The sequence below is a fragment of the Candidatus Arthromitus sp. SFB-mouse-NL genome (genome assembly GCF_000709435.1).
Taxonomy (GTDB): domain Bacteria; phylum Bacillota; class Clostridia; order Clostridiales; family Clostridiaceae; genus Dwaynesavagella.
The window spans coordinates 1,297,622-1,319,430 of sequence record NZ_CP008713.1 but is presented as its reverse complement, the minus strand read 5'-3'; the positions used below and the strand labels follow the sequence as shown (position 1 = coordinate 1,319,430).

Below are 21,809 nucleotides of genomic sequence, written 5' to 3'. Positions count from 1 at the left end.
ACAAGATTGGAGATCTTATTGTTATTGAAGGCAGTTGTAATTGCAATTATTGAAGGTATAACAGAGTTTTTACCTGTATCATCAACTGGGCATATGATAATTGCAAGTGATATAATAAATTTTATCGAAACTGCCGGTGTGGATTTTGTACAAATGTACGAAGTTGTTATTCAATTGGGAGCTATTCTTGCTATTATGGTTTTGTATAGAAATAAGATCATAGATTCGATTGTCCATTTAAAAGAGTATGGATTTAAGATGTGGTTTTACATATTTATAGCGTTTTTACCATCTGCACTTATTGGGATTTTAATAAATGATATAATTAAATCTAAGTTATTCAATACATTTAGTGTGTCATTTGGACTTATTATTGGGGGAATTATACTTTTATTTGTAGAAAAGTATTTTTCGAATAGAAATGTAGACAAGCAGACTAAAGATATTGGTGATGTAACACTTAAACAAGCCTTAGGAATTGGATGTTTTCAAGTTTTATCTCTATGGCCTGGAATGAGTAGATCGTCTTCCACTATATCTGGAGCGTGGATATTTGGATGTTCAACAAAATTGGCAGCGGAATTTTCATTTTTTCTTGCTATACCAACTATGATTGGGGCATCTGTTTATGAACTTTTTGGGATGGATTATTCATCATTTACATCTGGTCACGCAATTGCCCTTGTGGTTGGATTTTCAGTTGCGTTTTTGGTTGCAATTTTAGTCGTTGATACGTTTATAAAATTTTTGAGGAAATATCCAATGAAATATTTTGCGTATTATAGGATAATTATAGCGATACTTCTTATCATACTTGTTAATCTTAATATTATTAAAGTATAGGATTATAATATATTTACACATATTATGTTTTATGTTACAATTAATCTCAGTGTACTCAGATATTGGGAGGATTACTATGAATCAAATAAAGAAAATTGCGATACTTACAGGTGGAGGAGACTGTCCAGGTCTTAATGCAGTTATAAGAGCAGTAACAAAAACAGCTATATTAGAATATGGATATGAAGTTATAGGGTATAGGTTTGGATATAGAGGTTTGTATAATAATGATTATATTAACCTTGATATTAATGCAGTTGATAATATCTTACATAAAGGTGGAACTATACTTTGGAGTTCCAATAAAGATAATCTTTTTGATTATATAGTAGAGGAAAATGGACAAAAAGTTAAGAAAGATGTTTCAGATATCGCTGTTGACAATCTTAAGAAAGAAAATATTGATGCTTTGGTTATAGTTGGTGGAGATGGGACTCTTACATCAGCGAGAGATTTTGCCCGTAAAGGTGTTAATGTTGTAGGTGTACCTAAAACTATCGATAATGATTTAGGAGCTACGGATTTTACATTTGGGTTTAATACGGCGATAGGGATAGTTACTGATTGTTTGGATAGGCTCCATACAACAGCTGAATCACATCATAGAATTTTAATTGCTGAAGTTATGGGTAGAAATGCAGGGTGGATTGCTCTTCATGCTGGAATTGCTGGAGATGCTCATATAATTTTAATACCTGAGATACCGTATAATTTGGATAAAATTGTAGAGAAGATTAATGAAAGAAAAGCTATGGGATATAAATATACTTTAATAGTCGTATCCGAAGGAGCTAAGTCAGTTTTAGGAGAAACTGTTATTGCAAAAGTTGTTGAGGATTCTCCAGATCCAATAAGGTTTGGTGGAATAGCAAATAAGCTTGCAATTGATCTAGAGAAGAGAATACCAGATCAGGAGGTTAGATCAACAATACTTGGTCACATTCAAAGAGGAGGGAATACTTCAACATACGATAGAATTTTATCTACTAGATATGGTGCTGCAGCAGCTAGACTTATTTATGAAGGAAAGTTTGGTAATATGGTTTGTTTAGATGGTGATGAAATTTCGTGTATAAAGCTTGAAGGTGTTATTGGAAATGAAAAATTTGTTAATCCTGATCATGAATTAATAAAGATATCTAAGAGTATGGGAATTGGATTTGGAGATTAAAGTACTGCGTTTATGTGGTGCTTTTTTTGTATAAAATAATTCTATGTGATATAAAATAACATTAATAAATTAAAGAGGTGGTTTTTTTGTTTAACAATATAAGGAGATTTTCATTTGTTTTTGTATGTTTTTTATTATTAGGGATTATGGCTTCTTGTAAAGGATCTAATGCGTCTAAAAATGTTAACCTTTCAACCGATGAAATTTATGAGAAAATTATAAGTGGAGTTGATATACCAAAATTAGAGAAATTAGGTGATAGTGAAATAGGAAGTTTAATGGCAATAGCTTCTTCAAGTTATGATGAGGCAACATTTTGTTTAAGTCCATTGAATGTTCAAGCAACAGAAATTGCGTTATTTAAGTTTTCAACTAAGGAACAAGAAGATTTAATTGATAAAGGTATTACAAGAAGATTAGAGGACTTGGATGCTACATGGAGCAGATATTTACCTGATCAATATGAACTTATCAAGAATGTTAAGAAGTTTAGTGATAGAAATATAAAAGGATATATTATAGCGGATAATGCAGTTACGATTTTTGAGAATTTAATTAAGGTAGTAAATAATGCCAATTAATAGAAAAACGGTATGATATTCATACCGTTTAATTTTTTAATATATACCTTGGGATATCATTGCGTCTCCAACTTTTTTAAATCCTGCGATATTTGCACCAGCAAGAAAATTATTTCCAAGTGAGAATTCGGAACATGTGTCATAGCAAACTTTAAATATATTTTTCATTATATTTTTAAGTTTTTCGTCAACTTCTTCAAAAGACCACGAATATCTAAGTGAATTTTGAGACATTTCAAGCCCAGAGACTGCAACTCCACCAGCATTTGCAGCTTTTGATGGACCAAATAAAATATTGTTATCTAAAAATAATTTTATAGCCTCAGGAGTTGATGACATATTAGATCCTTCACAAACGCAGAAACATCCATTTTTAATTAGAACTTTCGCAGAATCCTCAGTTATTTCGTTTTGCGTTGCACATGGTAGAGCAATATCGCATTTTTCATTCCAAATTTCTTTGAAGTTTCCATTGAATTTAGTATTTTTATCAAATTCTAAATATTCACTTATTCTTTCGTGTTTAATTTCTTTAATCTTTTTTATTATAGATAAATCTATTCCATTTTCATTGTAGATGTATCCTGATGAATCGCTCATGGATACTACGGTTGCACCTAGCTCATATGCTTTTTGAGCTGCGTAAATTGCAACATTTCCAGAACCTGAAATAGAAATTTTAGAGCCTTTGAAAGATTTAGAAAATGTATTTAGCATTTCTTCTCCAAAATAGCATACTCCATATCCTGTGGCTTCATTACGAACAAGACTTCCGCCAAAAGGAATTCCTTTTCCAGTTAGAACTCCAGTGAAATCGTTTTTGAGTCTTTTATACTGGCCGAACATATATCCAATTTCTTTTGATGAAACGCCAATATCTCCTGCAGGGACATCTATATTTTCTCCAATATACTTGTAAAGCTCACTCATAAATGATTGACAAAATCTCATTATTTCATTATCTGATTTTCCTTTTGGATTAAAATCAGATCCACCTTTTCCTCCACCCATAGGAAGGGTTGTTAGCGAATTTTTAAATATTTGTTCAAATCCTAAGAATTTAATTATAGAGGAGTAAACTGTTGGATGGAAACGGAGTCCTCCTTTATATGGTCCGATTGCATTGTTAAATTGAACTCTAAAACCTCTATTAACTTGAGTTTTTCCATTATCGTCAAGCCAAGCTACTCTAAATTGAATGAATCTATCTGGTTCAACAATTCTTTCTAATATGTTGTGTTCGATATATTTTGGGTATTTTTCTAATACGGGTTCAAGAGAGAATAAAATTTCATGTACCGCTTGATGAAATTCAGGTTCGGATGGATTTTTAGATATAACTTTTTCGTAAATATCTTTTATATAATTTTTAACATTAATCATAAAATCACTCCTAAAATTATATTTGATTCGAAAAATATCCATTGTTTATTAAATTAAGCTTTATGGATTTTATAATTGCAAGGTATAGTGCCGTTGTATCGAAACGTGCGTCATGAAAGTAGGTTTCGTCGCTATTGAATAGTTTATTTGTAGAATTTAAAATATTTTCTTCAGTAATTTTAAGATGTTCTAACAGTTCTGATAATTTTGGTGATTTAATCGTTCCAATTGAATTTTTAAGTTTAAGTATGTTTTTAAAATAGTTCATGGAGCAAAACAAGTTTTTTGGTTTAAATTCAACATTGATCCTATCGAATTCCCTTCTTAAAAATGAAATATCGAAATTTATATTATGACCAAGTATAAAATCATTTTCTGTTAAATCTTTTTTAAATAACTTGTAAAGATCTTTGAATGTCAAGTTTCCGCTTAGACTCTTTAGTGTATTAACATCAAATCCATGGACATTGTATGCAGTATCTGATACAAAGTCAACAGAGAAAAAGAAGTTCTTTGCACTAACTCTATTTTCTTTAGGTAAATCCGTATCGTATATTATGTATGTTAATTGGCATATTTGACCTGGAGATTTATCCGTAGTTTCGGTATCTAAAAACAATAATTTCATTATTTTTTTATCCTCCTAAATATAAATTCAAGAATTTCAAGGCAAGCAGTAAGGGTTTTATTATCTTTATCGAGTAGAGGGTTAAATTCAACAAAATCTATTGAAACTATATTTATGGAAGATAACAACTTACTCATAAGATTTTTAACTTCATCCATTAACAATCCTTTTTTGACTGGAGTACCGGTACCAGGTGCGATTAAAGGATCAAATACATCAATATCAAATGATAAGTGGAAGTTTTCAATCTTATTTTTATTTGTATATTTTTTTAAAGTATCAATCATTAAGTCTTGAGGAATTTGATCAAATGAATTTCTATCGTATATGTGCATTTCATTTTTGATTATAAATTCTTTTTCCCAATTATCAAGAGATCGTATGCCAAATAGAAATACATTTTTGGGATCAATATTTTTTTTAAATATTGATATAAATTCTTCATGACCATACCCAAGTGAGCATGCGAGTGGCATTCCGTGGGCATTGTATGAAGGCGATGAACTTGGGATATTCAAATCGCCATGAGCATCTATCCAGATTACTCCAGTATTTTTGAAACTTTTAGAAAAACCAGCTAGTGATCCGATAGATATGGCATGATCTCCACCTAAAACTAGTGGAAATGTATTATTTTTATAGCTTTCTTCAATTGAGATGGAAAGATTTTTAACTATAGTTTTAACTTTATCAAAGTATTTAATCTGTTTATTATTATCAAATTTATTTTTATTATCTATATCTACTGGTATATCGATTATTTCATTTATTGTGTGTCCACAATTTTTGATAATAGATAAAAGATTATTGTTGATTAGAGCTTTAGGTCCTAGTTCAACTCCTTTTTTATCACATCCATAAAATGTGGAAACAGTTATTATATTTAAATTCATCTTAGGCAAAGATCCTCCGAAATTATTAATTTTAAAATATTTAGTATAAAATGTCGATAAATCTGGAAATATAATACATAATTTTAAGTATAATTAAATTTAAATAAGCTAATTATAACAAAAATTGTTATTTTAAGGAAGGAGAATTTTTAAAATGAATAATGGTAGAAATCCTTTTGACATAACAAAACCCATAATTGTGTTTTGTATGGTTTTGATATTGATCATATTAGTTAGTTGTAGTAAACGGGCAAATGCTGATAAATTTGAGAGTGCTTTAAGTAGTGTGAATGATAAATCATTTGTTGATAATTATTATAAGGATAAAGATAAAAATACAGATACAAAAACTAATACTTTTGAGAATTCCTATGAGGGGAAAGATAACGTAGGAAAGAAATCAGAAAATAATATATATCCATCTGAGAAAAATTTTAAGAGTGAAGATTTAGCTAATATCAAAAATACATATTATGGAAAGTATAATTTAGATGGTATCGATGTCCTTGGAAATTTTGAGGTTACGAGAAACTCAATAGTGTTTACTCCAGATAATGGGGGTTCACGAGAGGTGATTTATTTAACAGAGATAAGAAATATAGATAGATATGATCATCCGAATGGAAATATAGATTTATCTCTTCAATTTGATAATTATGAGAAGATAATTAAAAATGTGAGCGATTCAATGTTTAGTGACATTTTGCTTTATACAACTAAATAGAGGAATTTTAAATATGAAGATAATTGTTAAGTTATTCTTCATATTTTTTTTATCCTGTTTAAAAAGACTAAAAAATTTTAAAGTTTACAAATGTATTAAAATTATCCAATTATACCAAAATAGATACAATGATTAAGAACAAGGGAGAAGATTTTAATGAAGTTTATAAAATTTAAATACGCACTTATTCCAGTTGTTGTTTTATTTTTTTCAACTATTATTCAAGTACCGATAATTAATTTTGTGAAGGTAGAGTCTTCAAGATATATGCTCACAAATTATAAAAGGGATGTAAAGGAGCAAATTTTAAATGGAGTTGAGACGAAAGTTAAGGCAAAACTTAAAGATTCGTTAAAATCTGAGGTACTTAAGGAGCTTAGAGTAGAACTTTTGGATGATGTTATGGATAGTCTTAAGAAAGATTTGATAAAGGAGATTAGACTCGAGAGAAAATGGGTTAAATCTTAGATATATTTTGATATTTGAATTTTGATTGGAGGAGAGAAAAGGTGTATAAAGTGGAGAATGGTAATGTTATTGCTGATGAGGAAAAGAAACATTCTAATAGTAGAATAAATGTTTTTAAGAAAGAGTGGGTGAAGTTTCTAATTATTTTGGTTGCATCGATTTGTATTGCAATAATTGGAATTATAAACAATATAAATCGTGAACGTCAGAAAGTTTTCACCAATATGAAGGCTAAGGTAAAGACAGAGGTTGAGAATGAATTATATTCAGAGTTATATGATAAATTTGAACAATCTGTTAGGGTTGATTTGAAAAAAGAGTATAGAGATTTTGTGGAGCTCGAACTGAAAAATAGTTTGAGGGAAGATACTCTTAGAAATTTAAAACATGAAATTGATAATGAGAGTAATGAGTTATTTTATAATGTGTTTGAATCTATTGAATACAAGCAAAATGGAGAGAATGTTCGTCATTGCTCTGTTATAGTTGAAAATTTAGATAAAGTATTTGAAGAGGAGCTTGAGGGTCTTTATAAACAGATATTTGGGAATAACAGCGATAAGAATAATGTACTTTTAGTATTTCCGAAGGAGCCAGAGGAAGTTGGATATAGACCGAGTTTCAGACTCGAAAATGGGCTTAATGAGCAGATATTAATTATTAAAGACGGAGAAGAGAGAAATTATGCAGATGGTATAATTTATTAAATTTTAGGAGGAATTTTATGAAAAAGATGTTTATATTCTCAATTATTGGAGTTTTAGTATGTTCAGCATTTTGTATTGGATATTCAAATAAACAAGATGCAACAGTAAGTATTAATACTCAGGATCCAGTAGTTTCTTTTGGGAACATGAAAGATGAAGTTGATCCAAATAATTATTGGGATAATACACCGATTGAAGAGATTAGAGGATCGATACTTGGATACATAGATAACATGATGGAATTAACAGTTACAAAACTTGAAGATTTTAAAAGAGAAAATAATGAGGATAAAATTAAGTTATATGAAAATGAGATTAAACGGTTGAACAAAATTTTAAATAATATAAATTCTGCAAAAACTAAGAGTGATTTAAAAGAAGCAATGCAGGTTAGACATAAAGAGGCAGTATAAACTTAAAAAATGTAAGTACGATGAGGAGAATAAATATGAATAATAGAGTTAAAAATTTTATTTTGGCTATAGGATGCTTGTTAGTTTTTTTAACAGGTATGGTTCAAGGAGAATCAGTTGTGAGCAAAGAGTTTAGTAAAAAATTTTATAGTGAGAGTACAGAGTGTTCACATGATAAGAAAATTATTGGTAAACATAAGGAATCTATAATCAAATTATTAGAATATGGAAAATTTGATGAAGTTAAGAAAAATGTTTTGGATCATTTAGATAGTAAGATTTCTTTTATGGAGAAGGAGATTGAAAAGTATAAAGGTGAAAATGATAATGAAAAGGTAGAAAGATTAGAGGGTAGAATTTCTAAAATTAAGGAAGTAAGAGAAAAAATAAATTCTGCTAAATTTAAGGATGAAATTAAAAATATTTTAGATAGTGAGTTTAAACATAGAGGTAAGTGCAAAAATAAATGCAAGGATAAAAAAGATCAAAAGGAGCAGTAATTGCTCCTTTATTTTTTATATGTATTTTTTAATGTTACTTCTCCAGAGGATATTTCGATTACTTTATTCTCTGTTTTTAATAATAAGTATCCAAGTTCATTGAATCCAATGACATTACCCGAAGTATCGTATCCATTTATTTTTAGAGATACTTCTTTATTTAAGAGAGAGGATAATTCTGTATATTTATTTAAAAATGGTTTTAAGGATGAGCTGTTAAAATTATTATAGTAAACATGAAGATTGGAAATTAAATTATTTATAAATTCATTTCTTATTATTTTTATGTTTGTGTTTATAGAGATACTTGTTGCTTTATCTCTTAGTTCTTCATTAAAGTCTGAAATATCTTGATAAAGATTTACACCTATGCCACATATTATGAAATTTCCGTGAGGACTCTGTTTAAATTCGCAAAGTATTCCACATACTTTTTTATTGTTTATTAATATATCATTTGGCCATTTTATTTTGGGATTTAATGAATAATCTTTAAGGAGGTCCGTAATTGCGAGGGATATTATTGGTGTTAAGGTTTCATATTTTGATTTGTTATTATCACATTTAAATATTATGGAGAAATATAAACCTTTGTTTTTTATTGATGACCACGTTTTACCTAAACGCCCTTTACCTTTTGTTTGTTCGTTGGCGATAACTATTGTTCCATTTTTGGGATTATCCATACATAGTTGTTTGGAGAAGTCATTGGTTGAAGATATGGTTTCAAATTCGTAGATTCGTGCACCAAATATATTATTTAAGTCCATATTTATACTCCAATGCATTGAAATTTAGATTACTAATTATAAAAAATATTTCAAATAATGTCAAATTTTATATTTTATATGATAGAATAATAAATTGTTAAGAGTATTTCTTTATTTGAGGTAGATAAAATGAGATTAAGAAGGAAAGCCTGGGCACTTCCAGAACTTTTAGAGAGTGATTTATTTATCGAGGATCCTAGAGAATTTAAGGGTAGATGGAATGAGATATTTAATAATGAAAATGATATTTGTTTAGAACTCGGATGTGGTAAAGGACGATTTATGGAGAATATTGCAGATGAGAATCCAGATAAAAATTTTGTTGCAGTAGATTTAAAGAATGAAGTTTTAGTTTATGTTAAACGTAAGTGTGAGAACTTAAATTTAAATAATGTAAGAATTCTATCATTTGATATTAATTACATAGATGAGGTGTTTGAGAAGGGGGAGATTTCGGATATATATTTGAACTTTTCAACACCATGGCCAAAGTCTAGGCATAATAAAAGGAGGTTAACTCATCCTAGATTTTTACAAAAGTATATTGAAATAATGAAAGAAGATTCTAAAATTATATTGAAAACTGATCATGAAAATTTCTTTTTAGATTCTATAGAGTATTTAGAAGGGAATGATTTTGAGATTATATATAAAACTTTTGATTTACATAGTGAGAATATAAAAAATATTATGACGGAATATGAAGAAAAATTTATGAATAAGGGCATGAGGATAATGTATTTTGTTTCAAAATATAAAGGAAGGAGAAAATAAATTGGATTATAGAAAAATTATAAGTGATTTGATAGAAGAAATCATTGGTATAAATGTTTATGATTCTATAGAGATACCACCTGATAAAAATATGGGTGATTTAGCATTTCCGTGTTTTAAACTTGCAAAGGAACTTAGAAAATCTCCACAAATTATTGCAGAGGATTTAAAACTTAAAATATCGCATGAATTTATAGATAGAATTGAAACTGTTGGAGCATATTTAAATTTTTTCGTGGATAAGTCCAGTTTTTCGCGAGATGTGTTAAGTAGTATATTAAAATTAAAAGATCGATATGGAGAGTCAAATGATGGAGAAGGTAAGACGATAGTGATTGATTATTCTTCGCCAAATATTGCAAAACCATTTCATATAGGTCATTTATTTACAACTGTTATAGGGAATTCTTTATATAGATTACATAAGTTTCAAGGATATGATGTTGTTGGGATTAATTATTTAGGTGACTGGGGAACTCAATTTGGTAAGCTTATTTATGCATATAAGAGATGGGTTGATATTGAAGAACTTAAAAAGAATCCTATATCCGAGTTATTTAGGATATATGTAAAATTTCACAATGAAGCAGAAAATGATCCATCGATTGAAGATGAGGGTCGAAAGTATTTCAAGATGCTTGAAGATGGAGATGAGGAGTGTATAGAGCTTTGGAAAAAGTTTAGGGAGCTTAGTCTTTTGGAGTTTGAAAAATTATATAAGGATTTAGGAGTTAAGTTTGATTCTTATGACGGAGAAGCATTTTTTTCCAATAAGACGGATGCAATTGTTTGTGAACTTGAGGATAAAAATCTATTAGATGATTCATTTGGTGCTAGAGTTGTTAGACTTGATGATTATAATATGCCACCATGTATTATAAAAAAAGCAGATGGAGCTACGATTTATGCAACTAGGGATTTAGCTTCCTTGTTATATAGAAAGAAAACTTATAATTTTTATAAGAATATATATGTAGCTGGTATTCCTCAGGCACTTCATTTTAAGCAGGTATTTAAAACTGTAGAACTTATGGGTTATGAATGGGCGAAGGATTGTATTCATGTTGGATTTGGACTTGTTAAGTTTAAAGATAAGAAGCTTTCATCGAGAAAAGGAGAAGTTATTCTTCTTGAAGATCTTTTAAATATGTCTATAGATAAGATAAGAAATGTAATTGAAGAAAAGAATCCTAATCTTTCGAATAAGGATGGTGTTTCAAAGAAAGTTGGTATTGGAGCTATAGTTTTTACATATTTAAAAATGAATAGAGAAAGGGATATCATATTTGATTTCGATGATATTTTATCTTTTGAGGGAGAAACTGGACCTTATGTTCAATATACTTTTGCTAGAGGAAAATCTATTTTAAAAAAGAGTGGAATTGATATTGAAAATATAGATACTGAGAAATATTTAGGACTTCTTACGCATGATAATGAGAATAATTTAATTAAAGTACTTAGTGATTTTAATAATAACATTAAATCATCTATATCCTATTTAGAGCCATCGATTATAACAAGATATGTGATTGATATAGCAAAAGCGTTTAATAAATTTTATAATTCTAACAATATCTTGAATCTTGAAGATGAGAACTTAAAAATTTCAAGGCTTATTTTAGTTTATGCTACAACAATAGTAATTAAAAATGCATTATATCTAATAGGTATTGAAACTGTTGATGAAATGTAAAAAATAAAGGGATGCATATATAATGCATTCCTTTATTTTATCTAAATGTGAAATTTCCAATTAAATCGATTTGATTATTTGTTAGTTCATCTTTACCTGAAAAGATAATTTTATATATTCCTATCTCGTTCAGAGGTTTTCTAAGTGATATATATACAGGAGAGGAATTTATGTTTATCAATTGAGGAATTGTGTGTATTAGTTGTTTACCTGAGGGTGAGATAAATGAAATTACATTTAGATATGAAAATTTAAGGTGATTGGGAATATCAAAGGCGATTGAATTATTTCCATATACATAAATGTTTGGTAAGTATAAAGATTTTGAATATGATGTTAAAGAGTTTTTTATATTTATTGGAAACGTATTTTTAAGAGGGAATGCAGAAATATTTAGTATAAGTAATAGGTAAATAAATAATTTTAATATAAAAATCACCCCACAATCTAATTGTAGGGTGAGTGATTTAGTTTAATCTTATTCCTAGACTTTGAAATAATCTTTGAGGTTCTGCTTCGTTTAGCATTTTACTTAGTGTTATTTGTAGTGCAAGACTTTCACTGTTTAAAGATGAAGATGTTGTATTAAATTCATTAATCCAATAATTTATTCCATTAGTATCTCCTTCCCTATTTGTAACTATAGGATAAAGAGCTCTTATTTTGTTTTGAGGTGATGATTGAACGTTATTAAATTCAGAAGCATCTAGAATTCTATAAATGAATTCTGGTCCAGATATTTTTTTGTTGTAGAGCATATCGTACCAATATTTAAAACCTTCTTCATCTGCATATCTGATTTTATATTTGTTAGTTTCGTTTATAGGAGTTAAAGCAGTTGTATAAACTTTTGCGATGTAATTTTTAAGTTCATCTGATGATTTATTAGCTTTAAACTCACTTATGATTATATTTTGATTAGTTCCATCAGTGAAATTAACTGTTACTCTCAAGTTCGTATAAATTTTATTTGGAACGATATTAGTTAGGTTTATTCTATTATTGTAGTATTCTCCTGTTATTCCATTAGTATTTGTGATTATAGTTGCTATAGATTTATTATTTGGAATTGAATAAGAGAATGAAACTTTATCATCAGTATTTATAAGTGAGCTTGAGGAAATATTTATTTGAGACAAGCTTCCTACACCACTTAATACATCTCCTTCTCTGAATGTGAAATCAGTTCTATAAATATCACCAGTTGTAACATTTGAAATTTCCAACAAATACCTATCACCATGATTAAAATATTTTCCATTGTTTAAATTTCTAGTAATAGAAGTTTGGGTTAGTTTTTCTCCATAATAATTTTGAGGAAAATTTTCATAGAAAATATTATTTTTATTATAGTAATCTGTAATTCTGATATTAAATTCATAATTTGAGTATCCAGGGATACTGTTTAAATTTTTGAGAGTAAACGTAGAATTACTGTTAAATGATAAATTTATTCTTGGATTATAGCTTGTATTGTTGTTAAATATGAAGTTTGATTCGAATGAATTTAATCCATTTGAAAATTCTATAGTGTAGTATCTATTCGGAACAAGTTGGCTTGGAGGATCGATTATTAATTCGTAGTACTTTTCAGATCCATTTTGTCTCAAGTTTGCCTTTACATTTATATTAGTTCCAAACTCATCACGAATTTTTATTGTATTTTTTGTACCAGAATTAATAATATCCTGATTTATGGTTAAATTGAGTGTAAGATTAGTGCTATTGTTAGTTTTAACATTAAAACTAGTTATTGCTGGAGATATATCACTCGATGATGAATTGAAGCTTGCTAAGAATTCACCAGTTACATAATTTGAGTTACCACTTGAGGAATTTCTAATAAATGTATATGTGTTGATACCATTTACAAGCTTGTTCACTTTTGTGTTAATAGAGAATGTTTTTTTATCAGAAGAGAGTGTAGCTTGTATTGAATCATTTAAAATAAGTATATCTCCATCAGAAAAGGTTTCGTTATTTCCTAAAACAGTACTGTTTGGTCTAAATGTTAATGAAACAGAATCGAGATTTGTGCTGCTTTTTATAACATCAAAAGCCGATGATTTTGTAGTTGCAGTTGTATTTGATGTATTAAAAGGGAAAAAGCAAGATTTTGTTGGGCTATAGACCTTAACATAAACTTGTGAATCTTGTGACAATGTTTCAATATTTGAATTAACTGAAACATCTATTTTATTCATTGATGAAGAAACTCTAACTTCATCTGTTAAATCAATTTCTGTTCCAAATTGATCTATACTAACAAATTTCAAATAATTATTTGGAGTTGTAAATTCTGCACTAGTGAAATCATCTTTTATTAAAGGAATAGTAATTTTAGTTCCTCTCTTAAGTGTTATTGATGGTGTGTTTATGAATCTTAAAAAAGGTATAGCGGATTCATTGTTTTGAGATTTATCAGGCACCTTAAAGACTAAATTTATATATTTCCCATCTTGATATTTAATATTAGCTTGGATAGTTGATCCTTTTTGAAGATCTTTTAGAATTATGTGTCCTTTGTTGTCATAAGAAGGAAGTATACCAACTCCATAATTATTGACTTGAGTAAATGTGATATTTTTATTATCAACTCCGCTAAAGTTTAGAGTAAGATCCATTTTTCCATTTGAATTTTCGTTTGAAGTATAAGTAAAGCCATTTGTATTTATTTGATTAATTTGTACTGAGTTTGGTGAGTGTGTAAATGGGATCTTTATTGTATATGTTTTATTGTTTGAATCTTCTAAAGTATATTCAATGTAATAAATTTCGTTTGATGAAAGATTGTTTGTTCCTAAATTGAATACATAATTTCTTGTATTAGATGCATTTTCCAAATAACCAATTTGGGAAAAATTAGAACTTAAAATTCTAGCACCACGAATTTTTTCTTGTATATTAAGTACTGTAAAGCGAGCAGTTAATTTGTTTACTCCATCGGTGTTTGTGAGGGTTACTATAGGATTTAATGAAGTGATAGATAATTTTTGACTTGATACTTGAGAAAAATTTACATATATAGGTGAAATTAATTCTTTTGTTTGAGAGCTAGATGTTTTTAGAGAGAATACTAGAGAGTAAATCCCATTAACTAAACCCTCATTTACTTTGAGTGTAAAATTTTCTGAATTTTTATCAAAGCTTAAGTATTTACCATTTTTATCTTTAAGTTTTATAGTAGTTATATTGTTATGAACAGCAGAATTACTGAAAGTTAATGTAAGAGTATTATTTGTATATTGTATTTTATAATCTTCATTTGTTAATGTATATAAAGTGTTTGATAATGCTGATGCTTTATGCACTAAATTACTTGGAAGCGAGAGGGACAAAACAGCAACACCTAAAGATATAGAAGATATTGTCTTTAATTTATTCATTATAAGTTCCTCCGAAATTACAAAAAATAAGTAAACTATGTAAAAAGTAAACTTATTATTAATAGTATGTTAACAATAATACAATGAATCAAATCTAAACTCAATATATAATAAAAAGTTTTATGTAGATTTAGATTTTTGATTATGATATAATCAAGAGAATATTATTTATAATCTTTAAATTTAGATAACTATCAAGATTTTTACATTACTTTATTATTCGTCAATCTTCTTATATTTTTTATATTCATTTCTGATTATTTACTATTAATTTGTAAAGCATTTCTTTTGTTTAAATTCCCCATTTTTAATTTAACATATAATAACGATCTATAAATAGAAGGGATTATGTGATGAAGGTATTTGAAAATTTATTTAAGAGTTTAATTGATTCTTCCTTAAAATTTGGGAATAAAATTTTGGATTCAGTATTTAGTGTTATAGTGATTTATATTATTTATAAAATTGTGTGTAAAGTAATTAAGAGTGTGTTTAGTAAAAAAGTATTTAATAGTAGAATAGACAAAGGCCATTTACATACAATTCAAACTCTTGTTATGAGTATAGCACGTTACTCTTTTATTACTGTTTTAATTTTAGTTATGATTCAAAATTTTGTAGGAGCTATTGGAATAACTTTGACAGGTATTATTGGAGTTGCTCTTGGATTTGCGTCTCAAAATATTTTAAAAGATTTATTTAATGGGGTATTTATAACATTTGAAAATCAATTTACTGTGGGAGATTATATTACTATAAATAAGGGATCAAATGATTTTAAGGGGATTGTAGATAGTGTTCAAGCCCGAGTAACTAAGCTTAGGGATTTTAATGGTGATTATCATGTGATACCAAACGGAGCTATAAACCAAATTACAAATCATTCGAGGAAAGATTCCAGAATTTTAATAGATATACAGGTTGGATTAAATCAAAAATCTGAGGATGTTGTTGAAAGTATAAATTATGTTTTGAACAAATATTCACATGATGATATAACGGTTAAACCATATATTTATGGTACTGTTTCCTTGGATCAAGTTAGTATAACATATAGGATAATTGGATATTCAAAGCCTTTGACCCATTGGTGTATAGAGAATGAATTAAGGCAGTTAATAATGGATAGATTATTAATTCAAAATATCATTTTACCAACACAAAGATACTCTATCATAAGAAATTAGGAGGTAAAAATGCGATATGTTATCAAATCTACATTTATTATGTTCATGATACTTATGTCTTTTGTATCATGTAATGTAGAGTATGCAAGTAATTTAAATTACGGATACTATGTTGGGATTATATCTTTTAATAAAGATAAGAGGGAATCTTTTATAAATCAATATGATTATGAGGGTAACGAAGGTAATAGGATAAAGTTTTCATTAGAAGGTATAAGTTACCTTGGAGATTTTGTACCATCTGATGATTCGAATTTTTATTTTAAATCAAATGATATAGTTTCAACTAAGGGTAATAGTTACTTAATAGAGGTTGATAAATATACTAATGGATATACAAAAGTTAATTTAGACGTTGAAGATATTTATAAAATTTTTATAGATAACGATAGAATTTACATAACGCATTCTTTAAATAAGTTGAGTATTTATAATAAGGATTTATCAAATGAAATTAAAACAATTAATGTAGATGATCACGTGGTTGGGAAAATATATATTGATGATGATAATGTATATATTTTTAGTAGAAATAATAATGGAAATTCTTATTTGAATGTTTTAGATAAGAATAATTTAGAAATCATAAATAAATTTAATTTATCAAAATTTGGATTGTATCAAAATGATATGTTTTATTATAATGGTAAAATATATTTTACAAATTATGATGCAAATGCAAAGAGTGAATCAGGGAAAATAGGAATTTATGATATATACACAGAAACTTTTGATTACATAAATACGATTAGTAATAATTTGGATAAGATACTTCTATATGAAGATAATATTTACGTTACAGTTAGGGGGGATAATTCGGATATAAATAAAGATAGCGTAATAAGAATTGATAGAAAAACATTGAAGAGTAGTAAAACAGAATTTTATTATAATATAAAGGTATTTGATATATCAGAAGATAAAATTTTTATATTATCTGATAAGTATTTACAAATATATAATGCTAAAGATTTTACACTGTTTAAAAAAATAGAATTTGACATGGAGGAAAATAATGTTATATCAGGACTAATTTTATATGGGTAAGTAGGACTATGTTCTACTTTTTTTTTGTTTTAAATATTAGAATATAATTATAAAGTTATAGCAATAATAAATTAAAACGATTTTAGAGTGGAGTGTAGTTTGTATGTTCTCCTGTAAGTATGGTTATTTTTCAAACGATGGGTATGAATATAAAATAACAAATCCAAGAACCCCAAAACCATGGAGTAATATAATAAGTAATGGAAATTATTCGATTTTGGTAACTCAAACAGGTGGAGGATATTCTTGGGGGAAAAATTCTATTGAAAATAGAATTACAAGATTTGTTCAAGACTCAATACTTGATGATTTTGGGAAATATTTTTATATAAGAGATGAGGATACAATGGATGTTTGGGGGTTTACATATAAGCCCCTTGATTTATGTGGAGATGATTATACAGTTACATATGGAATTGGATATGCCATTTTTACTCATACATATAATGGTATTAGGTCTACATTGAAGGTTTTTTTATCAAAAGATGACAGAGTAGAGTTTTATTTACTAGAGCTTGAAAATTTATCGGACACTTATAGAAGATTAAGTATATTTAGTTATGCCGAATTATATTTATCAAATTTCCCTGAGGAGAATAAAGAGTTTGATAAGTTATTTATGAAAAGTAGGTTTGATACAAAATTAAATAGTATTATATTTAATAAAACATTTTGGGGAGTAATGGATAAATATGGACATTGTAACAACAGAGAATACGGATATATATTTTTTATGACATCTTTGGATGAAGTAGTTTCTTATGATACATGTAAAGAAAGTTTTATAGGTATGTATAATTCTCTTAAAAATCCAAAGTCTCTTAATGAGAAATATTTGTCAAATAAATCTGGGAAAAATTTTCATATGGTATCTTGTATTCAGATATATTTGAACTTAAATCCATGTGATAAAAAAGAAACATCTATTTATATGGGAATATGCGAATCGGAAGCTGAACTTAGAGAATTACTTATTAAATATAAATCTATTGATGATATAATTTATGAATTTGTTAATTTTAAAAATTATATGAGGGAGTTTATAGATGATGAAATCATATCTACACCTGATAAAAGTATAGATTTTATGGTTAATATATGGTGTAAATATCAAACTATTTCATGCAGATTTTTGGGGAAAGGATCTTATTATCAAATAAATAAAGGAATTGGATTTCGAGATCATCTTCAGGACTCCATGATATTTTTAAACAGTAAGAGTGAGTTGACTAGGAAACAGATTTTGGAGCATGGGAATATGGAATTTATAGATGGAAGAGTTATACATTATTTTTTGGATGAATCTAGGTGCGGGTTAGATACAAATTCAAGCGATGATCATCTATGGCTTGTATATATAACAATAATATACATAAATGAAACATCTGATTTTAGTATTTTAAATGAGAATTTAGGATATTTAGATAGTTTTATTAAGGAAAGTTTATATAATCATTTAAAGAGGAGTATAGAATATTCTTTAAAGAATTTGAGTGATAGAGGACTTTCATTAATTTTAAAACATGATTGGAATGATGCTATAAGCAATTTTGATGGAGATAGTATATTTGTAAGTGAGTTTCTTTATTTAATTTTAATAGAGTTTAAACCTATATGTGAGATCATGGGTGATTTATTTTTTATAAATAAAATTACATATTATAGTGAACTTTTGAAGAATTCAATAAATAATTTTGGATTTAATAGTAAATGGTATTTAAGAGGTATATCTAGGGATATAAAAATAGGTTGTTGTGATGATGATCATAGGATATTTTTACTTCCTCAAGTTTTTGGAGTAATAAGTGATGTGTGTGATGATGATAGAAAAATATATATAATGGATAAGGTATATGAATTATTGAATACAGAGTTTGGATTGAAGATTTTGGATCCTCCATATGATAATTTAAATAAGAGTATAGGGTATATAACAAGATATGCAGAAGGGATAAGAGAAAATGGTTCTATATATTATCATTCATGTATGTGGGGAATACTCGCATTTATTTTAATTAATCGATTAGATATTGCAAAAGAGATAGTAGATAATATAAATCCAATAAAGAAGAATGATAAAATTGATTTGTATCAGATAGAGCCATACGTTATGCCATCAAGTGTTGAGGGAGACTATTCTGTTAATTTTGGTAGGGGAAACTGGAGCTTTAATACTGGATCATCTGTTTGGTTCCATAGGATTATAACAAATTTTGTGATAGGAGTTAGAGGAAATATTAAAGGACTTTTGATAGATCCAAAACCTTTTGAAGATTGGAATGAGTTTTCAATAATAAAAAAATATAGGGGATCAAAATTTAACATAAATTTTAAACGTATGAAGGTTAATAATTTGGAGATTTATGTAAATGGAGAGAAAATAATTGGGAATATTATAAAAGATATTAAGAAAAATAAGGAATATAATGTTGAAGTTTATTTAAAGTATTAAAAAATAAGTTTATTTTAAATATCAACATATATTAACATGAATAATATAAAGTTATACACATAGTTAACAACATAATGTGTATAACTTAGTTATTTTAACCTAAAAACATAGGATAGATATTTGAATTTGATAGATTATAACAATATACTAACGAAAATATGTGAATAAATATGTGGAAGTTGTGGAATAATTAAATGCTAAAAAATTTTAATTTAGTATTTATGATATTTTTAGGTATATAAAATGCCTCATGAATTGTTTATAAATTTTATCTCTTTTTTTCAACTTTTGTTATTATATCATTTTTTTTACAGGATTTATTACAATTTTTGCAAGAAGTATCTTTTTTAAAAATTGTTTTTAAAACATGAATAAAACTTAAGGTAACTATTGTTATTATAATTAATTTTTCCATTTTATCACCAAAATAAATTTATAATATTAAATACAAAAAATGATACGGAGTATGCTAATAGGAATTGATATATTGTTAATATAATTGTAAGTTTCATTCCATATTCATGTTTTACTGTAGACAATACAGAAATACAAGGTGTATATAATAGTACGAAAACTAAGAAAGATATTGATGATTGTACACTGAAAAATGTTGGAAGGATTTCATGTAAATTTAATCCGAATGCAACTCCCATAGAACTTATTATAAATTCTTTTGCCATTAATCCAGTTATTAGTGACACGGCTGCTTGCCAAAAACCAAATCCTAGTGGGATAAATATTTTTGAAATATATGTACCTATAGAGTATAAGAAACTATCTTCAACAGAACAAAATCCATAAATATTAAAATTAGATAAAAACCAAATTATTATTGATATTGATAGTATAAGGGTACCTATTTTTTTAAAGAATGAAGAAATTTTATTTAGAGATTCTTTAAAAATATACGATAGGGAGGGAAGTTTATAATTCGGAAGTTCTAAAATAAAAACTTCTCCTGAATAATTCTTTTTAGAAAATGATTTCATTATGAGACCAATAATTATAGCAAGAATAATGCTTAGTACATATAGGAACAATATTACAATCTCTCTATGTTCTTTAAAAAATATGTTTGTGAATAATAAGAAAACAGGCAGTCGTGCACTACAACTTATGAGAGGTAATAGAAATATAGAAGTTTTTCTATCGTTGTCATTTTCAAATGTACGAGTTGCCATTATAGCAGGAACAGTACATCCGAAACTCATAAGCATAGGTAAAAATGCTTTACCAGATAGTCCGAATATACCCATAAATCGATCTAATAAAACTGCAGATCTTGCTATATAACCACAACTTTCTAAAAATGTTAAACATATAAACATTGATAGTATTATTGGAAGAAAAGATATAATAGTAGAAACTGCACTTATAATACCATCTAATATAAATGATTTAGTTAGGTTTGATGAAGATAATAGTAAATTTTCAATTGTTGGAATAAATTTATTTGATATCAAATTAGAAAATATATCTGATAAAGGTCCGCCAACCCAAGAGAAGGTTATTTTAAATACTAAATAGAAAATTATGATAAGTATTGGTAATGATAAATACTTGTTTAAAATGATTTTATCTATATATTCGGATTTATTTTTTCCTATATATTTATTGTTTTTAAGACAGGATTTTAAAATTGAATCTATTTCTTCATAAATTTTATCATATGATTCATCTTTATTGATTTCGTCGTTTTTAATATTTATAGGTTGATAATTTTCAATAAAATTTTTAAGAGATTTTGTGCTACTTTTTTTATTTCCATTAATAGCAAATATTTTACAATTAAATTGTAGGGATAGCTTATTAGTGTCTATTATTATATTATTTTTCTCTGCAATATCAATCATGTTAAGAACTAATATCATAGGAATATTAAAACTTTTTAATTGTAGGGTTAAAAATAAATTTCTATATAAATTTGATGAGTCGATAACATTTATAATTAAATCGGGTTTTTCGGTTTTTAGATATTCAAGTGATATTTTTTCTTCAATCGAAAGTGAGTCTAAAGAATATATGCCAGGAAGATCTATTAATTCTATATTATCTTTTATTTTACCCACTTTTTTTTGAACTGTTACACCAGGATAGTTACCAATTTTTTGATTTGATCCTGTTAATATATTAAATATAGTTGTTTTACCAACATTTGGATTTCCGATCAAAGAACATTTCATAAA

19 protein-coding genes are annotated in these 21,809 nt (G+C 27.1%); 13 read left to right on the top strand and 6 right to left on the bottom strand.

Annotated elements, in window-relative coordinates; all coding sequences use genetic code 11:
* Nucleotides 1-6 precede the first annotated feature (6 nt).
* The 3 genes from SFBMNL_RS06325 (at nt 7) to SFBMNL_RS06315 (ending at nt 2,595) form a co-directional block, all read left to right on the top strand.
* Nucleotides 7-843 (top strand): undecaprenyl-diphosphate phosphatase, encoded by an 837-nt coding sequence (locus SFBMNL_RS06325; protein ID WP_005805423.1) that lies wholly within the window; start codon nt 7-9, stop codon nt 841-843.
* Nucleotides 844-919: 76 nt separating this feature from the next.
* Entirely contained in the window at nt 920-2,014 is a 1,095-nt protein-coding gene (locus SFBMNL_RS06320) for a 6-phosphofructokinase (RefSeq protein WP_005805424.1), read from the top strand.
* 77 nt (nt 2,015-2,091) lie between these two features.
* Nucleotides 2,092-2,595 (top strand): DUF4358 domain-containing protein, encoded by a 504-nt coding sequence (locus tag SFBMNL_RS06315; RefSeq protein WP_014518771.1) that lies wholly within the window; start codon nt 2,092-2,094, stop codon nt 2,593-2,595.
* Between the two features lie 36 nt (nt 2,596-2,631).
* Here the strand turns inward: SFBMNL_RS06315 and gdhA are convergent, their stop codons facing one another.
* Genes gdhA through rocF form a run of 3 tightly spaced genes read right to left on the bottom strand, consistent with a single transcriptional unit; the run spans nt 2,632 to nt 5,499 of the window.
* The gene (gene gdhA / locus SFBMNL_RS06310) at nt 2,632-3,978 is read right to left on the bottom strand and encodes an NADP-specific glutamate dehydrogenase (RefSeq protein ID WP_007439993.1); all 1,347 of its coding nucleotides are present in this window, start codon (nt 3,976-3,978) and stop codon (nt 2,632-2,634) included.
* A gap of 16 nt (nt 3,979-3,994) precedes the next feature.
* Nucleotides 3,995-4,606: a 3'-5' exonuclease gene (locus tag SFBMNL_RS06305; RefSeq protein ID WP_005805428.1), complete on the bottom strand. Its 612-nt coding sequence runs from the start codon at nt 4,604-4,606 to the stop codon at nt 3,995-3,997.
* Nucleotides 4,606-5,499: an arginase gene (gene rocF / locus SFBMNL_RS06300; RefSeq protein WP_007443015.1), complete on the bottom strand. Its 894-nt coding sequence runs from the start codon at nt 5,497-5,499 to the stop codon at nt 4,606-4,608. Before rocF ends, SFBMNL_RS06305 begins: the two co-directional genes overlap by 1 nt.
* Before the next feature lie 154 nt (nt 5,500-5,653).
* On the opposite strand from rocF, the gene SFBMNL_RS06295 reads away from it, so the two are divergent.
* The 5 genes from SFBMNL_RS06295 (at nt 5,654) to SFBMNL_RS06275 (ending at nt 8,311) form a co-directional block, all read left to right on the top strand.
* Nucleotides 5,654-6,223 carry a hypothetical protein gene (locus tag SFBMNL_RS06295; protein ID WP_005805432.1) on the top strand — a complete coding sequence of 190 codons (570 nt, stop codon included), beginning with the start codon at nt 5,654-5,656 and terminating at the stop codon, nt 6,221-6,223.
* Nucleotides 6,224-6,379: 156 nt separating this feature from the next.
* Entirely contained in the window at nt 6,380-6,691 is a 312-nt protein-coding gene (locus tag SFBMNL_RS06290; RefSeq protein WP_005805434.1) for a hypothetical protein, read from the top strand.
* Nucleotides 6,692-6,732: 41 nt separating this feature from the next.
* The gene (locus SFBMNL_RS06285) at nt 6,733-7,398 is read left to right on the top strand and encodes a hypothetical protein (protein ID WP_007439816.1); all 666 of its coding nucleotides are present in this window, start codon (nt 6,733-6,735) and stop codon (nt 7,396-7,398) included.
* Nucleotides 7,399-7,415: 17 nt separating this feature from the next.
* Nucleotides 7,416-7,811, top strand: coding sequence for a hypothetical protein (locus tag SFBMNL_RS06280; protein ID WP_005805439.1), 396 nt, complete (start codon nt 7,416-7,418; stop codon nt 7,809-7,811).
* A gap of 35 nt (nt 7,812-7,846) precedes the next feature.
* Complete coding sequence (locus tag SFBMNL_RS06275) at nt 7,847-8,311, top strand: hypothetical protein (RefSeq protein ID WP_042294884.1); 465 nt, start codon at nt 7,847-7,849, stop codon at nt 8,309-8,311.
* Between the two features lie 8 nt (nt 8,312-8,319).
* Here the strand turns inward: SFBMNL_RS06275 and SFBMNL_RS06270 are convergent, their stop codons facing one another.
* Nucleotides 8,320-9,081 carry a biotin--[acetyl-CoA-carboxylase] ligase gene (locus tag SFBMNL_RS06270; protein WP_042294882.1) on the bottom strand — a complete coding sequence of 254 codons (762 nt, stop codon included), beginning with the start codon at nt 9,079-9,081 and terminating at the stop codon, nt 8,320-8,322.
* 129 nt (nt 9,082-9,210) lie between these two features.
* Here SFBMNL_RS06270 and trmB point away from each other — a divergent pair, with 129 nt between their 5' ends.
* Complete coding sequence (trmB, locus tag SFBMNL_RS06265) at nt 9,211-9,855, top strand: tRNA (guanosine(46)-N7)-methyltransferase TrmB (RefSeq protein ID WP_042294880.1); 645 nt, start codon at nt 9,211-9,213, stop codon at nt 9,853-9,855.
* 1 nt (nt 9,856) lies between these two features.
* Complete coding sequence (gene argS / locus SFBMNL_RS06260) at nt 9,857-11,551, top strand: arginine--tRNA ligase (protein WP_042295307.1); 1,695 nt, start codon at nt 9,857-9,859, stop codon at nt 11,549-11,551.
* Between the two features lie 467 nt (nt 11,552-12,018).
* Here the strand turns inward: argS and SFBMNL_RS06255 are convergent, their stop codons facing one another.
* Nucleotides 12,019-14,937, bottom strand: a complete 2,919-nt coding sequence (locus SFBMNL_RS06255) for an Ig-like domain-containing protein (RefSeq protein ID WP_042294877.1) — start codon at nt 14,935-14,937, stop codon at nt 12,019-12,021.
* A gap of 353 nt (nt 14,938-15,290) precedes the next feature.
* Here SFBMNL_RS06255 and SFBMNL_RS06250 point away from each other — a divergent pair, with 353 nt between their 5' ends.
* From SFBMNL_RS06250 to SFBMNL_RS06240, 3 genes are all read left to right on the top strand, one after another.
* The gene (locus SFBMNL_RS06250; RefSeq protein ID WP_042294875.1) at nt 15,291-16,124 is read left to right on the top strand and encodes a mechanosensitive ion channel family protein; all 834 of its coding nucleotides are present in this window, start codon (nt 15,291-15,293) and stop codon (nt 16,122-16,124) included.
* A gap of 9 nt (nt 16,125-16,133) precedes the next feature.
* Entirely contained in the window at nt 16,134-17,171 is a 1,038-nt protein-coding gene (locus SFBMNL_RS06245) for a hypothetical protein (RefSeq protein WP_042294873.1), read from the top strand.
* A 103-nt stretch (nt 17,172-17,274) separates the two neighbouring features.
* Entirely contained in the window at nt 17,275-19,623 is a 2,349-nt protein-coding gene (locus SFBMNL_RS06240; protein ID WP_042294871.1) for a GH36-type glycosyl hydrolase domain-containing protein, read from the top strand.
* A 419-nt stretch (nt 19,624-20,042) separates the two neighbouring features.
* Here the strand turns inward: SFBMNL_RS06240 and feoB are convergent, their stop codons facing one another.
* Nucleotides 20,043-21,806 (bottom strand): ferrous iron transporter B, encoded by a 1,764-nt coding sequence (gene feoB / locus SFBMNL_RS06235; protein ID WP_042294869.1) that lies wholly within the window; start codon nt 21,804-21,806, stop codon nt 20,043-20,045.
* Nucleotides 21,807-21,809: the final 3 nt, after the last annotated feature.

Excerpts from the sequence above, each read along its gene's own strand:
- SFBMNL_RS06245 (WP_042294873.1), top strand. The coding sequence starts at position 16,134 with ATGCGATATGTTATCAAATCTACATTTATTATGTTCATGATACTTATG.
- SFBMNL_RS06255 (WP_042294877.1), bottom strand. The coding sequence starts at position 14,937 with ATGAATAAATTAAAGACAATATCTTCTATATCTTTAGGTGTTGCTGTT.
- gdhA (WP_007439993.1), bottom strand. The coding sequence starts at position 3,978 with ATGATTAATGTTAAAAATTATATAAAAGATATTTACGAAAAAGTTATA.
- feoB (WP_042294869.1), bottom strand. The coding sequence starts at position 21,806 with ATGAAATGTTCTTTGATCGGAAATCCAAATGTTGGTAAAACAACTATA.
- SFBMNL_RS06290 (WP_005805434.1), top strand. The coding sequence starts at position 6,380 with ATGAAGTTTATAAAATTTAAATACGCACTTATTCCAGTTGTTGTTTTA.
- SFBMNL_RS06240 (WP_042294871.1), top strand. The coding sequence starts at position 17,275 with ATGTTCTCCTGTAAGTATGGTTATTTTTCAAACGATGGGTATGAATAT.
- SFBMNL_RS06280 (WP_005805439.1), top strand. The coding sequence starts at position 7,416 with ATGAAAAAGATGTTTATATTCTCAATTATTGGAGTTTTAGTATGTTCA.
- SFBMNL_RS06305 (WP_005805428.1), bottom strand. The coding sequence starts at position 4,606 with ATGAAATTATTGTTTTTAGATACCGAAACTACGGATAAATCTCCAGGT.
- trmB (WP_042294880.1), top strand. The coding sequence starts at position 9,211 with ATGAGATTAAGAAGGAAAGCCTGGGCACTTCCAGAACTTTTAGAGAGT.
- SFBMNL_RS06270 (WP_042294882.1), bottom strand. The coding sequence starts at position 9,081 with ATGGACTTAAATAATATATTTGGTGCACGAATCTACGAATTTGAAACC.
- SFBMNL_RS06320 (WP_005805424.1), top strand. The coding sequence starts at position 920 with ATGAATCAAATAAAGAAAATTGCGATACTTACAGGTGGAGGAGACTGT.
- SFBMNL_RS06275 (WP_042294884.1), top strand. The coding sequence starts at position 7,847 with ATGAATAATAGAGTTAAAAATTTTATTTTGGCTATAGGATGCTTGTTA.
- SFBMNL_RS06250 (WP_042294875.1), top strand. The coding sequence starts at position 15,291 with ATGAAGGTATTTGAAAATTTATTTAAGAGTTTAATTGATTCTTCCTTA.
- SFBMNL_RS06295 (WP_005805432.1), top strand. The coding sequence starts at position 5,654 with ATGAATAATGGTAGAAATCCTTTTGACATAACAAAACCCATAATTGTG.
- rocF (WP_007443015.1), bottom strand. The coding sequence starts at position 5,499 with ATGAATTTAAATATAATAACTGTTTCCACATTTTATGGATGTGATAAA.